Consider the following 14593-nt stretch of genomic DNA (forward strand, 5'->3'; position numbering starts at 1 on the left):
GCGTTTTCACCTATCTATCCGCGCCGTGCGCGGAATTTCTCGAACTTCGGTGCGTCCAGACGCTTGAGGACTGGGCTGGGGCACGCCTGGCGGCTCTCAGCCCACTGTCGGGGACGACTCATCCGTACGTATCACGGGGCCCGCGGCCGGCGATGTGGTAGCGGCCCTTACGCCAGGACGGCGCCGTCGGGCCGGTGATCTTCAGCGAAGTGACCACCCCGTCGCCGACGGCCGCGGCGATTTTGGCCAACAGCTGTGCCTGCACCATCCGCAGCTGCGTCGCCCACGCGGTGGATTCCGCCGCCACCGTGAGTACGCCCTCCCGCAGGGTCGACGGTGTGGCGTGCTCGGCGATCTGCTCGCCGACCACGGTCGCCCACTGACCGAACACCGCACCCTCGGCCACCCGCGGCGACCAGCCACGGCTGCGGGCGAGGTCGCGGGTCGCCGCGCCGAGTGTCTGGGGATCGCGCGAATCCGGCCCCGGGCCCGACCAGGTGCGGCGCCGGCCGGTGCCCGCGACGCGGCGGGCGGGCGACGAGGTACGCCCGCGGCCGACGTCCTTGCCCTGGCTGCGCGCCGCGCCCCGCGCTTCCTCCAGGGTCCGCCGCACCAGGTCCATACCCTTGAGATCCGCCAGATGGGCCGGCGGCCCGGTCGGGTTGTCGTCGTCGTCGCTCATGCCTCCACCATCGATACGCGCCCGTCCTCACCGTCGTGCATGCGGATCATGATCCGGCGGGCATCCCAGTCCGCCGGGATGTCCTCTTCCACCGCCGCGGTCACCAACACCTGTTCGGCCGACGCGGCCACCTGCGCCAGCGCGCGGCGGCGCGCGGCATCCAGTTCGGCGAACACATCGTCGAGCAACAGCACCGGATCGCTGCCCTCGGTGCGGAGCAGTTCGTAGGCGGCCAGCCGCAGCGCCAACGCCATGGACCACGATTCCCCGTGGCTGGCATAGCCTTTCGTCATCTGATCACCGAGTTTGAGCTCGAGGTCGTCACGGTGGGGCCCGACCAGGCACACTCCGCGTTCGAGTTCGGCGTCGCGTTTGCGCGCCATCGCATCGAGCAGCGCGGCCTCGTAGTACTCCGCGCTCACGTCGTCGTCGGCGTCGATGCTGGTGCGGTACCGGATCCCCGCCGGCCGTGAGCCGGGTGCCAGTAACTGGTAGGCCTTCTCGACCTCCGGCGCCACGTCATGGACGAGTTCGGCGCGCGCCGCCATCAACTGGGCACCGTGCTCGGCGAGGTGACCGTCCCAGACGTCGAGGGTGTCGAGCACGCTGCGGTCTCCGCGGTAGCGGGCGGCCGCGGCGCTCTTCAGCAGCGCGGTGCGCTGCCGGACCACGCGGTCGTAATCCGCGCGCACCCCGGCGATGCGCGGGCGGCGTGTGGTGGCCAGGTCGTCGAGATACCGGCGGCGTTCCCCCGGGTCGCCGCGGACCAGCGCAAGGTCTTCGGGCGCGAAGAGCACCGCCCGCAGCACCCCGAGCACCTCGCGGGGGCTGCGGACCGGGGACCGGTTGAGCCGGGCCTTGTTCGCGCGGCCGGTGGTGATCTCCAGATCGACCGCCAGTTCGCGGCTCTCGTTCACGACGATGGTGGAGACCACCGCCCGTGGCGCACCCTCCCGGATGAGCGGCGCGTCGGAAGCCACCCGGTGCGACCCGAGCGTTGACGAATACCACAGCGCCTCAACAAGATTGGTTTTCCCGAAGCCGTTCGGTCCGACGAACACGGTACGGCCCGGCTCCAGTTCCAGATCGGCGCGCGCCCAGGACCGGAAGTCGGTCAGCGTCAGGTGCCGGACGAACACGTCACTCGCTCCTCGCGGTTACCCTGACTTGCTGATCCTCTGAACGGCGTGGCCACCGAACTGGTTGCGCAGCGCCGAGACCGCCTTCATGGTGGGCGAATCCTCCTGGCGGGACTGGAACCGCGCGAACAACGACGCGGCGATCGACGGCACCGGCACGCGCAGCCGGATCGCTTCCTCGACGGTCCACCGGCCCTCGCCGGAATCCTCGGTGTAGCCGGAGATCTCGGCCAGGCCCGGATCCTCCCGCAGCGCCTTGGCCAGCAGCTGCTGCAGCCAGGATCGCACGACCGTGCCGTTCGTCCAGGCCTGGTAGACCGCCTGCGGATCCTTGATCAGCTGCTCGGCGGCGAGCATCTCGTAGCCCTCGCCGTACGCGGTCATCAACGCGTACTCCACACCGTTGTGCACCATCTTCGCGAAGTGGCCGGCACCGACGGGGCCGGCGTGGACGAAGCCGTCCGCCCGGTCCCCCGGCGGACGCAGGGTGTCGAAGATCGGCATCATGCGTTCGACGTCGGCGTCGTCGCCGCCCACCATCAGGCCGTAGCCTTCGGCCAGACCCCAGATGCCACCCGAGACGCCGGCGTCGATGAACCCGATTCCCTTGGCTCCCAACAACTCCGCGTGCGGGCCGTCTTCGGTGTAGCGCGAGTTGCCACCGTCGATCACCAGATCGCCCTCACCGAGGACCTCGGACAGCGAGACGATCGTGTCGTGGGTGACCGAACCCGACGGCACCATCACCCACACCACCCGCGGCGTGGACAGCGCGTCGGCCAGTGCTGCGAGTGAGGGGACGTCGGTGACCTCGGGGCGCGGGTCGTAGCCGACTACCTCGTGCCCACCTTCGCGTAGGCGTTCGCGCATGTTGAAGCCCATTTTGCCGAGCCCCACCAACCCCAGTTGCATGTGCGCCCCTCTTGTTCAGTTGTGCGGTCAGCCCGGGAGCCGCACCGGCATCAGCAGGTACACGTAATCGGTCTGGAGCGCGGGGAAGGGTCCGGCGCCGCCGCCGGTCTCCTCGTCACCCGCCGGACGCAGCACGGCGGGACGGCTGGGCGTGGTGAACCCGAACGTCACGCGCTCCGAGTGCAGCGACCCCAGCCCGTCGGTGAGGTAGGTGGGGTTGAAGGCGATGGTCAACGGCTCACCGGAGAACGCGACCGCGAGGTCCTCCTCGGCGCGACCGACGTCATCGGCGCCTGCGGAGAGCCGCAGCACGTCGTCGGCGAACTCCATCCGCACCTGCGCACCGCGATCGGCGACCAGCGCGACACGCTTGATCGCCTCGGTGAGCTCGGCGACGCCGATGGTGGCGACCGCGGTGTGTTCGCTGGGCAGCAGCTGGCGGAACTTCGGGAATTCGGCGTCGAGCAGACGGGTGGTGCTGCGCTTGCCCTCACTGCGGATGCCGAGCAGGCCCTCCTTGCCGACGGCCGCACCGGCGCCGAGTGCGAGGTGCACGTCGGATCCGTCGGTACCGGCCCTGGCCGCCTCGGCCAGCGTCTTCGCCGGTACGAGCACCGCGGCCTCGACGTCGGGGGTGCTGGTCGACCAGGTGAGTTCGCGCACCGCCAGCCGGAACCGGTCGGTGGCCGCCAAAACCACGCTGTCACCGGTGATCTCGACGCGGATACCGGTGAGCATGGGCAGGGTGTCATCCCGGCCGGCCGCGACCGCCACCTGGCCGATGGCCTCGGCGAACAGGTCGGCGCCGATGACGCCGGTCTCGTCGGGCAGCGTGGGCAGCGCCGGGTAGTCCTCGACCGCCATCGTCGGCAGCGAGAACCGGGCGCTACCGCAGGTCAGCGACACGCGGGTGCCCTCGACGCTGACGTCGACGGGTTTGGCCGGCAACGCCTTGGTGATGTCGGACAACAGTCGACCCGACACCAAAACGCTTCCCGGAGAGGCGATTTCGGCAGCGACGCGGACCTCGGCCGAGACCTCGTAGTCGAATCCGGAGATGGTCAGGCCGTCGTCGTCACCGGTGAGCAGCACGCCGGCGAGCACGGGAACGGTCGGTCGGGTCGGCAGGTTACGCGCCACCCAGGCCACCGCGTCGGCGAAGTCCTCGCGGACCAGGCGGAACTTCAGATCGGTGTGACCCGCCGTCGTCGGCACCACGTCCATAGCGTCCCTTCGAATAACACCACAATGAGCTCTACCAGCGGTTTCCCCGGTGTCTCGGAACGCGTCGCCCTGATGCGTCTCGACGACCGTAACGGCTGTCGATGAACCACCGTAGAGCTTTCCACTCGAACTTGAAAGCTAATCGATCGGGCTGACATTCGCGCAGCCCGACCGGGTCGGGTGGGACGGTCAGGTGTGTCCCCAAGCCCTCTGTTCTAGAGAGAAGATGAGAGAGATAGACAAGTAACAGTATTAGGGGCTGTGGAGACTGGGGATGAACACCGGTCGGCCCAGCCTGGCATGCGTGTCGACCTGTGCGGTGGCTGTGGACGAATCGCGGCGGCGGCCGCGCCGGCTGTGTAACGCGGCGCAGTTGTGTGATTCCACGCCACTGCTGCACCGATCGCTCACCATGTTGTCCCCAGCGTTGTGCACACCGCCGATGAGTGACGGATGTGACAACCGAGACCGAAATTTTTTCGCGCCCGAGGGGGGACGGGGCGCTTTCGACACGTGACAGAAGGCCGCCGGATGGTCTCCGGCGGCGTGAAATCGAGAAATGTCGGCCCGCCAGTTCGAGGTGGGGGTCGTGGATCGGCCGCACGAGCAGCCTTGGTGGAGAACTCGCGACGCCGCGCAGGGTCAGCGCTTGGCGCGCTGGCGGATGCGGGTGGTGAGCTCCTTGACGTGATCGAACACCTCGCGGCGTTCGGCCATCTCGCCCCGGATCTTCTTCTCCGCGTACATCACCGTGGTGTGGTCGCGGCCGAACGCCTGCCCGATCTTGGGCAGCGACAGATCGGTGAGCTCACGGCACAGGTACATCGCGATCTGGCGTGACTGGGCCAGCGCGCGCGTCTTGCCCGGGCCCCGCAGCTCCTCGATCGACGTCTCGAAGTACTCGGCGGTGGCGGCCATGATCGCGGCCGTCGAGATCTGCATCGTGCTCGCATCGGAGATGAGATCGCGCAACACGATCTCGGCGAGTGACTTGTCGATCGCCGTCTTGTTCAGCGAGGCGAACGCGGTGACGCGGATCAGCGCGCCTTCGAGTTCGCGGATGTTGCGCTCGATGCTGCTGGCGATGAGCTCGAGGACGTCATCGGGGACGTCGAGCCGATCCATCTGCGCTTTCTTGCGCAGGATCGCGATCCGCGTCTCCAGTTCAGGCGGCTGCACATCGGTGATCAGCCCCCACTCGAACCGCGTCCGCAGCCGGTCCTCCAGCGTGGCCAGCTGCTTGGGTGGCCGATCGGAGGAGATGACGATCTGCTTGTTCGCGTTGTGCAGGGTGTTGAAGGTGTGGAAGAACTCCTCCTGGATGCCTTCCTTGCCCTCGATGAACTGGATGTCGTCGACCAGCAGCACGTCGATGTCGCGGTAGCTGCGCTTGAACGAGGCCTTGCGGTCGTCGCGCAGCGAGTTGATGAAGTCGTTCGTGAATTCCTCGGTGGAGACGTACTTCACGCGCATGCCGGGGAAGAGACGCTGGGCATAGTTGCCTGCGGCGTGGAGCAGATGCGTTTTGCCGAGGCCGGACTCGCCCCAGATGAACAGCGGATTGTAGGCCCGCGCCGGCGCTTCGGCGATGGCCAGCGTCGCGGCGTGGGCGAACCGATTGGACGCACCGATGACGAACGTGTCGAAGGTGTAGCGCCGGTTGAGGCTCACCGCGTTCGGATCCTCGGCGACCGGACTCTCCGCGGGGCGCCGGCTGAAGTAGCGCGGCCAGCTCTCCTCGGCGCTGACGCGCGCTTCGGTGTCCTCGTCGACCTCGTCGGGGTCGGTGATCACCGGAGGCGGCGGCGGATCGTCGTCCTCGGGGGAGGGCGTGGCGATCCGGACACCGAGTTCGACGCGCTGGCCGAGATGGCGGCTGAGCGCGGTGATGATCGGTTCACGCAGGTGGCGCTCGATCTCGTTCTGCACGAACGGGGTCGGTACCGACAGCAGAGCAAACCCCTCGGTGATCACCAGCGGCTTGACCAGTTTGAGCCAGGCCCTTTGCTGCGGCGTGAGGGTCGGCAGCGCGCCGTCACCGTTGCGGACCCCGCCGGGGGCGCTGTCGCCGTTGAGTTCGGCGACGACGTTGTTCCAGACGGCGACGAAGGGTGGGTCCGGGTCAGCGGTCAATGACGGCTACCCCCTCGCGGTCGATCCAGAGACGACCAATTGAACGAAGACAAGCTGTCCACAAAGTTATCCACAACCTGTGGAGAACGGGCAGTCGTCGTCGTTCTGTTGTCTACCGGTTGGGACACCACCGGGACGGGGCTCGGCACAGCGGGTGAAGCGGCTGTGGGCTCGCGGCCGGCGGGTCCTCGTTTCGTTGTCGGCGGCCGTTCCTGGTGCGAAACGGCATTGCCAGAAGCTAACAGTTTTCTCTCGGAGTGCCAACAGTTCGACGACATTGAGCGGCCTCATATTTGAGCGCGCGAAATCACGGTGAAGAATGTGACGAATGTCAACGATTCGAGGGCTCGGCAGCGAGGTTTGACCCAGGCAAATCTCGTCAGTACCCTCGAACAGTCGCCCGCACGTGGCGATACGGCTGCGATCCGCTCGGCGGAGACCGCGCCGGCAAGCAGCAAGATGCACGAGCTTAACAACGGCGAACGTGTTCTACCGGAACGACATACCGGTGGTATGCGGACGCCACACGTAACGAGGAGAGATTGCCGTGGCCAAGGGCAAGCGGACGTTCCAGCCCAACAACCGCCGTCGCGCGCGGGTGCATGGGTTCCGGCTGCGGATGCGGACTCGTGCCGGCCGGGCGATCGTCACGGGCCGCCGTCGTAAGGGCCGCCGTTCTCTGACTGCGTGAGTCGACGCAGGATCTCACGCGGTGCTTCCGGCTCGGTACCGGATGACCCGGTCGACGGAGTTCAGTACCACAGTCAGTAAAGGGGTGCGCTCGGCGCAACCCGACCTCGTGGTGCACATGGCGAACGACGCCGACGATCCGACCGGCCCGCGAATCGGTCTGGTGGTCTCGAAGGCGGTCGGTAACGCCGTGGTACGCCACCGGGTTTCGCGTCGGCTGCGGCACAGCGTCTATCCCATGCTCGATCAACTGCAGCCCGGACACCGACTGGTGATCCGCGCGTTGCCCGGTGCCGGCGCCGCATCGTCGGCCCGGCTCACTCACGAACTGTCCGAGGCGCTGCGCCGAGCCCGGCCCCGCGTCGGGGCGTCGGCGTGACCGCGTTCCGACGGGCGAGTACCTCCGCGGCCAGGGCCGTGGTCTACCTCATCCAGCTGTATCGCCACATGATCTCCCCGCTTCGCCTGCCGTCCTGCCGGTTCACGCCGACCTGTAGCCAGTACGCCGTCGACGCGCTGACCGAGTACGGGTTGGTGCGCGGAGGGTGGCTGTCGCTCGTCCGGCTCGCGAAGTGCGGCCCCTGGCATCGGGGAGGATGGGACCCGATCCCCGAACGGCCGACCGCGGCGAGCGCGCCGCCCGAAGACCGCAGCGGTGCGGACGTCACCGCCGACCCCGTCAGGAGCAAGTCGCGTGTTTAACTGGTTCAGCCTCGACATCATCTATTACCCGGTGTCGGCGATCATGTGGGTCTGGTACAAGGCGTTCGCCTTCCTCCTCGGCCCCGACAACTTCTTCGCCTGGGCGCTGTCGGTGATGTTCCTGGTGTTCACGCTGCGCGCCATCCTCTACAAGCCGTTCGTCCGGCAGATCCGCACCACTCGGCAGATGCAGGAACTGCAGCCGCAGATCAAGGCGCTGCAGAAGAAGTACGGCAAGGACCGCCAGCGGATGGCGCTCGAGATGCAGAAGCTGCAGCGCGAGCACGGGTTCAACCCGATCCTCGGCTGTCTGCCGATGCTCGCGCAGATCCCGGTGTTCCTCGGGCTCTACCACGTGCTGATGTCCTTCAACCGGACGCAGACCGGGATCGGCCGACTGGGTCTGTCCGTGGAGGAGAACCGCAGCCTCCCCAACTATCTGTTCAGCGCGACCGACGTCGGGCACTTCCTGGACGCGAACCTGTTCGGTGCACCGCTGGGCGCGACGATGATCCAGCAGCACGGTCTGGAGGCGTTCACCGAATTCAACCGCGTGGCCGTGGTGGCGGTGGGCGTGCCGATCATGCTGCTGGCCGGTATCGCGACGCACTTCAACAGCCGGGCGTCGGTGGCCCGTCAGACAGCGGAGGCTGCGGCCAACCCGCAGACCGCGTTGATGAACAAGCTTGCGCTGTACGTGTTCCCGCTCGGTGTGGTGGTGGGCGGCCCGTTCCTGCCGCTCGCGGTGATCATGTACTGGCTCGCGAACAACATCTGGACCTACGGTCAGCAGCACTACGTGTTCAACAAGATCGAGAAGGAAGAAGAGGCGAAGAAGGCCGAGGCGCTCGAGCGCCGTGCGGCGAATGCGCCTGCCCCGGGAGCCAAGCCGAAGCGTGGGCGCAAAGCGCAGGACACCGCAGATGCTGTCGGCGACGAGACGACCGATGCCGCGGTCACCGATGCGGCGTCCGCGGGCGAGACCGATGGCGTGGCGAGCGGACCCGCCGCCAAGGCCGCCGGCAACGGCGCCGCCCCCAAACCGAGTAGCGGGCAGACCGCGAACCGAACGCCGAGGCCGGGGGCCCGGCCGAAGAAGCGCAAGCGTTGACCAGTCCGGGACTGGCGGGAGAGGGAGAAACAGACATGACTGACGCTGATACGACTGAGCGGGCAGAGGACATCGAGACCCGTGATGGAGCCGAAAGCGAGGCCGTCGAGGATGACCTCGAGGACCGGTTGGTCGCCGAAGGCGAGATCGCGGGCGACTACCTGGAGGAGTTGCTCGACCTCTTGGACTTCGACGGCGACATCGATCTGGACGTCGAGGGTGACCGTGCGGTGGTGAGCATCGACGGCGGCAGTGACCTGAACAAGTTGGTCGGCCGCAAGGGCGAGGTGCTGGACGCGCTGCAGGAACTGACACGGCTGGCCGTCCACCAGAAGACCGGCGAGCGCAGCCGCCTGATGCTCGACATCGCCCGGTGGCGTCGGCGTCGCCGGGATGAGTTGGCCGCGCTGGGGGAGAAGGTGGCCCGCCGTGTGCTCGAGACCGGCGCGCGTGAAGAGCTCGCCCCGATGACGCCGTTCGAGCGCAAGATCGTGCACGACGCCGTCGCGGCCGTCGACGGGGTGCACAGCGAGAGCGAAGGCGTGGAGCCGTCTCGCCGGGTCGTCGTTCTCGCCGACTGATCGAGTTACATCGGTGTAGTTCACGGTCCGGTCGCAGCCGACAGCAGGGGGATGTTTCACGTGAAACACGTCGCGCCGCCGCCCGCCGCGGAGGCGGTGTTCAGTGAGCGCCTCGAGCTGGCCGAGCGGTACGCCGACTTCCTGGTGACCGCAGGCGTCGAACGCGGCCTGATCGGGCCGCGAGAGACGGACCGGATCTGGGAGCGGCACGTGCTGAACAGTGCCGCGCTCGGGGAGCTCGTGGAGGCGGGGGAGCGGATCGCCGACATCGGCAGCGGCGCCGGGCTACCCGGGATACCGTTGGCGCTGGCGCGTCCGGATGTCGATGTCACGCTGATCGAGCCCATGCTTCGGCGTAGCGAGTTTCTCAGCGAGGTGGTGGACATGCTCGGGATCCCGGTACGGGTGGTCCGCGGCCGCGCCGAGGAGCCGGCGGTCCAGCTCGAGGTGGGGGAGATGGACGTGGTGACATCGCGTGCCGTCGCCTCACTCGACAAGCTGGCGACGTGGAGCATGGCAATGCTGCGTCCGGGTGGACGGATGCTGGCCCTCAAGGGCGCACGTTCCGAGGCGGAGATCGACGAGAACCGGCGAGTGCTCGTCCGGGTTGGCGCGGTCGACGTCCGGGTGGTGAGATGTGGCGCGGACTATGTGGATCCGCCCGCCACCGTGGTCGTGGCAGAACGCGGCACGGCGGTCAAGGGCCGCGGCCGACCGGGGCGATCGGGTAGGAGATGAGCATGGGCGAGGGTCCGGACGGATCGAGGGCGCCGCGCGGCGGCGGGCGTGTTTCACGTGAAACATGGCCGACCACGCCGAGGGAAGCCCCGCCCGCGGCCGCACAGGACTGGCAGAACGACGCGGTGATCGACACCCCGATCGGCGCCGAGGCCGAGCGCGCGGTGCGCCTCCTGCACTCGGCCACCCGCGGCGGTCTGCCCCGGCCCGAACGCCAGCGCGTCTTCACCATCGCCAACCAGAAGGGCGGGGTGGGGAAGACGACCACCGCGGTGAACATCGCGGCGGCGCTGGCGCTGCAGGGCCTCAAGGTTCTGGTGATCGATCTCGACCCGCAGGGCAATGCGAGCACGGCGCTCGGTATCGAACACCGGCCCGGGACCGCGTCGTCATATGAGGTGCTGATCGGAGACATCCCGGTGCAGGAGGCGTTGCAGCGGAGCCCGCACAGCGAGCGGCTGTTCTGCATCCCGGCGACCATCGATCTCGCGGGCGCCGAGATCGAACTCGTGAGCATGGTTGCGCGCGAGGGCCGACTGCGGACCGCGCTGGCAGAACTCAAGCACTACGACTTCGACTACGTCTTCATCGACTGCCCGCCGTCCCTCGGACTGCTGACCATCAACGCCTTGGTGGCGGCCCCCGAGGTGCTGATTCCGATCCAGTGCGAGTACTACGCCCTGGAGGGGGTGGGCCAGCTGCTGCGCAACATCGAGATGGTCAAGTCCCATCTCAATCCGGAGCTCACCGTGTCGACCGTGATCCTGACGATGTACGACGGTCGGACCCGCCTGGCCGATCAGGTGGCCCAGGATGTGCGCGCCCACTTCGGCGACAAGGTGCTGCGGACGGTGATCCCCCGCAGCGTGAAGGTCTCCGAGGCCCCCGGTTACGGGATGACGATCCTCGATTACGACCCCGGATCGCGGGGTGCGATGAGCTACCTCGACGCCAGCCGCGAGTTGGCGGAGCGGGGAGCACCCCAGGCCGGCACCCGCTGATGATCGTCAGTGCGCGAAGGAAAGAAGGACATGACGCAGCCCAGTCGTAAGCGGAGCGGCCTCGGCCGCGGCCTGGCCTCCCTCATCCCGACCGGACCCAACGAGGACGGCAGCGCCGCCGCGCTGGGCGGACCGCGCATGGGCAGCGCTGCCGCCGACGTCGTGATCGGCGGCGGGCCGGCGACGGTGCCGCCCGTCGCCGAGGTGGGCGCGGTCTACCGCGAGATCGACCCATCGGCCATCGAACCCAACCCGCGGCAGCCGCGGCAGGTGTTCGACGACGAGGCACTCTCCGAACTCGTGCACTCGATCCGCGAGTTCGGACTCATGCAGCCGATCGTGGTCCGCGCCCTCGAACCCACCGACGCCGGCCCGCGCTACCAACTCGTCATGGGGGAGCGCAGGTGGCGGGCCGCCCAACAGGCGGGCCTCACCGCGATCCCCGCCATCGTGCGCGAGACCGCCGACGACAACCTGCTGCGCGACGCGCTGCTCGAGAACATCCACCGGGTACAGCTCAACCCCCTTGAAGAAGCGGCGGCGTATCAGCAGCTGCTCGACGAGTTCGGGGTCACCCACGATGAACTGGCTTCCCGGATCGGCCGCTCCCGGCCGCTCATCACGAACATGATCCGCCTGCTGCGCCTGCCGATCGCGGTGCAGCGCCGGGTCGCGGCCGGGGTGCTGTCCGCCGGGCATGCCCGTGCCCTGCTCGCGCTCGAGGGGGGTCCGGAGCGGCAGGAGGAACTCGCCGCCCGTATCGTCGCCGAGGGTCTTTCGGTCCGCGCGACGGAGGAGGCGGTCACCCTCGCCAACCGGAGCGACCCGGCCGCCCCGCCGGCGCCGCGGCGCAAGCCGATCCAGATGCCGGGTCTGCAGGACGTTGCTGAGCAGCTGTCGACGGCGTTCGACACCCGCGTCACGGTGAGCCTGGGCAAACGGAAAGGCAAGATCGTCGTCGAGTTCGGGTCGGTGGACGATCTGCAGCGGATTGTCGAGTTGATGAACTCGGCGAAGGACTGACCGAGGACACGGGGGCATTACGTCACTGTGACACCACGCCACGACGCGCACCGCAGGGTCACGCCGACTGCGAGCAGACCGTCTGCGCAGCAACGGTTTTCGGTCACATCGACGGCTCAGCGCCCGCACGGGAGACTGACAGCGCCGCCGGCGGCGGACTCTCCTATCCTGGAGACCGAGTCGCGCCCGTTCGCAGCGCACGAGAAGCGGGGAGCCTAGTGGCGTCACGAATCACGCCCTTGCGTCTGGAAGCTTTCGAGCAGCTTCCCAAGCACGCACGCCGCTGCGTGTTCTGGGAGGTGGACCCGTCGACGCTGAGCCGTGACGATCACCTGTCCGACCCCGAGTTCGAGAAGGAAGCATGGCTGTCGATGGTCATGCTCGAGTGGGGTTCATGCGGACAGGTGGCGGTGCTGTGTCCGGAGGCGATGAGCGACGAAGCGGCGGCGACCGACCCGTCCGCCGAGGAGCCGTGCGTCGGCTACGCGTTCTACGCGCCGCCGCGGGCGGTACCGCGCGCCGGACTCTTCCCGACCGGGCCGGTGAGCGCGGACGCCGTGCTGCTGACGACGGTGGGGGCGGAGCAGGGTGACGAAGCCGCCGGTCTGCCGCACACCCTGCTGACGTCGGTCGTCGGCGATCTGGTGCGGCGAGGTGTCCGGGCCCTGGAGGCCTTCGGCCGAACCGAGGCGGTGACCGAGCTCCTCGACCCCCGGGCGGTACCCGCGGAACTCACGCCGGTCGTGGAGACCCTCGGTGACTGTTCGGTGCACCAGTGCATGGTCGAGGCCGACTTCCTGGAGCAGGTCGGGTTCACCGTCGTCTCCCCGCACCGCTACTTCCCCCGGTTGCGTCTCGAGCTGGAGCAGGGCCTCGGCTGGAAGGCTGATGTGGAAGCGGCGCTCGAACGTCTTTTGGAGTCAGCGCAACTGCAGCAGCCCGTCGGCGCGGGCAGTGCGGTGTTGTCGGCGAAGCAACCGGTCAGCTCGAGCTGAGCCGGCCGGCCTGTTCGACGGACAGTTCGTGCGCCAGCAGTTCGGCGAACGTGAATGTCCCTGTGGGACGGTCGTTCTTACCGAGGAGGTACAGGCGCTTGACCGCGGCGAGGATGCCCTCGGCGACTGCGTCGCGAGTGTGATTGGACACCAGCAACTCCCGGTCGCGCGGGTTGGTGATGTAGCCGACATCGACCTGCACGGTGGGCATCCGGGTCAGGCGCAGCAGATCCCACGTGCGACCGTGGGTGCGGCAGTCGCGTAACCCGGTGCGCGCGACGACCTCTCGCTGGATGAAGTCGGCGAGGTTGCGTCCGATGGTCGACACCGAGCCGTGCGAGTTGCCGAAGTAGAACGACGCCACGCCGTTGGCGGCGGGGCCGGGCTGGGCGGCGCAGCGCAGGCTGATCATCAGGTCGGCGCCGACGGTGTTCGCGGTCGCGGCGCGCTCGGCGTCCGAGGGGCTGCGGTTGGCCGGCCGGGACAGAAAGGTGTCCATGCCGATCGCCGTCATGCGGCCTTCGAGGCGACTGGCCAAGTCCCACAGGATGTCTGCTTCGCTGATCGGACCCTGCGGCCCGTTCATGATGAGTCCGTGGTCGCTGCCGCCGCGGCCCGGATCGATGATGACCCGCTTCCCGGACAGCCGGGGACCGGAGCGGCGCACCAGTTCCTCTTCCCGGATCGCGTGCGGCGAGCCGCCGGTGACGCGGGAGCCGAGGAAGTACAGCGAGCGCAGGGTTTCCGGACCGCAGATGCCGTCGGGGTACAGCCCGTACTCGCGTTGGTAGGACGTGAGCCCGTGGTGGGTCTGCAGACCGAAATGGCCGTCCACCAGACCGGTGTAGAAACCCAGGTCCTGCAGCCGCGCCTGCAGCGTCGCGACGTCGTCGCCGTACATCGGGGCGCCGAACTGATGCATCAGGGTGCGCGCACCCAGACGGTAGGACGCCTCTTTCAGCGCCCGGTAGGTGGCTTCGCCGACGATACCGTCCACCAGCAGACCGCGGTGCTGTTGGAAGGCGCGCACCGCCTGGTCGAGGTCATCGTCGAAATAGTCGGCGACGACGTGCCTTCCGGTCGTGAGGTCGTCGTCAGCGCTCTCCAGCAGCCCGAGGGCGGAGAGCGCTGCGCGGATCTCGGTGACCGCGGCCCCGCGATCACCGTGACGCAGACTCGACATACTCGCCCCTTCGGCTGGCCCCTCAGCTCTGGCTGTCAGTACCCGTGCGGCGCCGACATATGCACGATGGACCCGGGAGCCATTCTCTCAGACGATTCCGTGATTCCGGAAAACGCCAGGCGGAACGGAACCGGGCCGCCGTGCCTCAGAGCAGGTCGGTGAGCTCGCGCAGGAGCGCCGCTTTACCCTTCGCACCGACGATCCGCTTGACCGGTTCACCGTCCTTGAACAGGATCATCGTCGGGATCGACACCACCTGGAAATCACGGGCGGTGGTGGGGTTGGCGTCGACGTCGAGCTTGGCGACCGTCAGCGCGCCGGCCTTCTCGCTCGCGATCTCCTCGAGCACCGGGGCGACCATCTTGCACGGTCCGCACCAGGTGGCCCAGAAATCGACCAGCACAGGCGTGCTGCTGGTCAGCACGTCGTCGGAGAACGAGTCGTCGGTGACGGTGACGGTGGCACTGTTGTCAGCCATG

The 14593-nt window shown here is 68.2% G+C and carries 16 protein-coding genes; 9 read left to right on the forward strand and 7 right to left on the reverse strand.

Annotated features, from left to right (window positions below):
• Positions 1–118 precede the first annotated feature (118 nt).
• The 5 genes from G6N30_RS20815 to dnaA form a co-directional block, all read right to left on the reverse strand.
• On the reverse strand, positions 119–682 hold the full coding sequence (locus tag G6N30_RS20815) for a DUF721 family protein (protein ID WP_134058763.1): 564 nt from the start codon (positions 680–682) through the stop codon (positions 119–121).
• Complete coding sequence (gene recF, locus G6N30_RS20820; RefSeq protein ID WP_134058766.1) at positions 679–1821, reverse strand: DNA replication/repair protein RecF; 1143 nt, start codon at positions 1819–1821, stop codon at positions 679–681. Before recF ends, G6N30_RS20815 begins: the two co-directional genes overlap by 4 nt.
• Before the next feature lie 18 nt (positions 1822–1839).
• Complete coding sequence (gene gnd / locus G6N30_RS20825; RefSeq protein ID WP_134058769.1) at positions 1840–2733, reverse strand: phosphogluconate dehydrogenase (NAD(+)-dependent, decarboxylating); 894 nt, start codon at positions 2731–2733, stop codon at positions 1840–1842.
• A gap of 27 nt (positions 2734–2760) precedes the next feature.
• On the reverse strand, positions 2761–3951 hold the full coding sequence (gene dnaN, locus G6N30_RS20830) for a DNA polymerase III subunit beta (protein WP_179965650.1): 1191 nt from the start codon (positions 3949–3951) through the stop codon (positions 2761–2763).
• A 648-nt stretch (positions 3952–4599) separates the two neighbouring features.
• Positions 4600–6090, reverse strand: coding sequence for a chromosomal replication initiator protein DnaA (gene dnaA / locus G6N30_RS20835; RefSeq protein WP_134058773.1), 1491 nt, complete (start codon positions 6088–6090; stop codon positions 4600–4602).
• A gap of 547 nt (positions 6091–6637) precedes the next feature.
• On the opposite strand from dnaA, the gene rpmH reads away from it, so the two are divergent.
• The 9 genes from rpmH (at position 6638) to G6N30_RS20880 (ending at position 12931) form a co-directional block, all read left to right on the forward strand.
• Entirely contained in the window at positions 6638–6781 is a 144-nt protein-coding gene (gene rpmH / locus G6N30_RS20840) for a 50S ribosomal protein L34 (protein ID WP_005142265.1), read from the forward strand.
• A 21-nt stretch (positions 6782–6802) separates the two neighbouring features.
• Positions 6803–7159, forward strand: coding sequence for a ribonuclease P protein component (gene rnpA / locus G6N30_RS20845; protein WP_134058776.1), 357 nt, complete (start codon positions 6803–6805; stop codon positions 7157–7159).
• A gap of 68 nt (positions 7160–7227) precedes the next feature.
• Positions 7228–7482, forward strand: coding sequence for a membrane protein insertion efficiency factor YidD (gene yidD, locus G6N30_RS20850; protein ID WP_234880305.1), 255 nt, complete (start codon positions 7228–7230; stop codon positions 7480–7482).
• Positions 7475–8593 carry a membrane protein insertase YidC gene (yidC, locus tag G6N30_RS20855; protein WP_134058782.1) on the forward strand — a complete coding sequence of 373 codons (1119 nt, stop codon included), beginning with the start codon at positions 7475–7477 and terminating at the stop codon, positions 8591–8593. The genes yidD and yidC overlap by 8 nt, the downstream gene beginning before the upstream one ends.
• Positions 8594–8628: 35 nt before the next feature.
• Positions 8629–9174 carry a Jag family protein gene (locus G6N30_RS20860; RefSeq protein WP_134058785.1) on the forward strand — a complete coding sequence of 182 codons (546 nt, stop codon included), beginning with the start codon at positions 8629–8631 and terminating at the stop codon, positions 9172–9174.
• A 60-nt stretch (positions 9175–9234) separates the two neighbouring features.
• Positions 9235–9912 (forward strand): 16S rRNA (guanine(527)-N(7))-methyltransferase RsmG, encoded by a 678-nt coding sequence (gene rsmG / locus G6N30_RS20865; RefSeq protein WP_134058788.1) that lies wholly within the window; start codon positions 9235–9237, stop codon positions 9910–9912.
• Positions 9913–9914: 2 nt separating this feature from the next.
• Entirely contained in the window at positions 9915–10913 is a 999-nt protein-coding gene (locus tag G6N30_RS20870; RefSeq protein ID WP_407664666.1) for a ParA family protein, read from the forward strand.
• Between the two features lie 30 nt (positions 10914–10943).
• Positions 10944–11936 (forward strand): ParB/RepB/Spo0J family partition protein, encoded by a 993-nt coding sequence (locus G6N30_RS20875; protein ID WP_134058794.1) that lies wholly within the window; start codon positions 10944–10946, stop codon positions 11934–11936.
• Between the two features lie 218 nt (positions 11937–12154).
• Complete coding sequence (locus G6N30_RS20880; protein ID WP_134058797.1) at positions 12155–12931, forward strand: acetyltransferase; 777 nt, start codon at positions 12155–12157, stop codon at positions 12929–12931.
• Here the strand turns inward: G6N30_RS20880 and G6N30_RS20885 are convergent.
• Positions 12918–14114 (reverse strand): N-acetylmuramoyl-L-alanine amidase, encoded by a 1197-nt coding sequence (locus G6N30_RS20885; RefSeq protein ID WP_134058799.1) that lies wholly within the window; start codon positions 14112–14114, stop codon positions 12918–12920. The two genes, G6N30_RS20880 and G6N30_RS20885, sit on opposite strands and share 14 nt — an antisense overlap.
• A 145-nt stretch (positions 14115–14259) precedes the next feature.
• Positions 14260–14592, reverse strand: coding sequence for a thioredoxin (trxA, locus tag G6N30_RS20890; protein WP_134058802.1), 333 nt, complete (start codon positions 14590–14592; stop codon positions 14260–14262).
• Between the last annotated feature and the right edge of the window lies 1 nt (position 14593).

It is taken from the genome of Mycolicibacterium litorale, assembly GCF_010731695.1.
GTDB lineage: Bacteria > Actinomycetota > Actinomycetes > Mycobacteriales > Mycobacteriaceae > Mycobacterium > Mycobacterium litorale.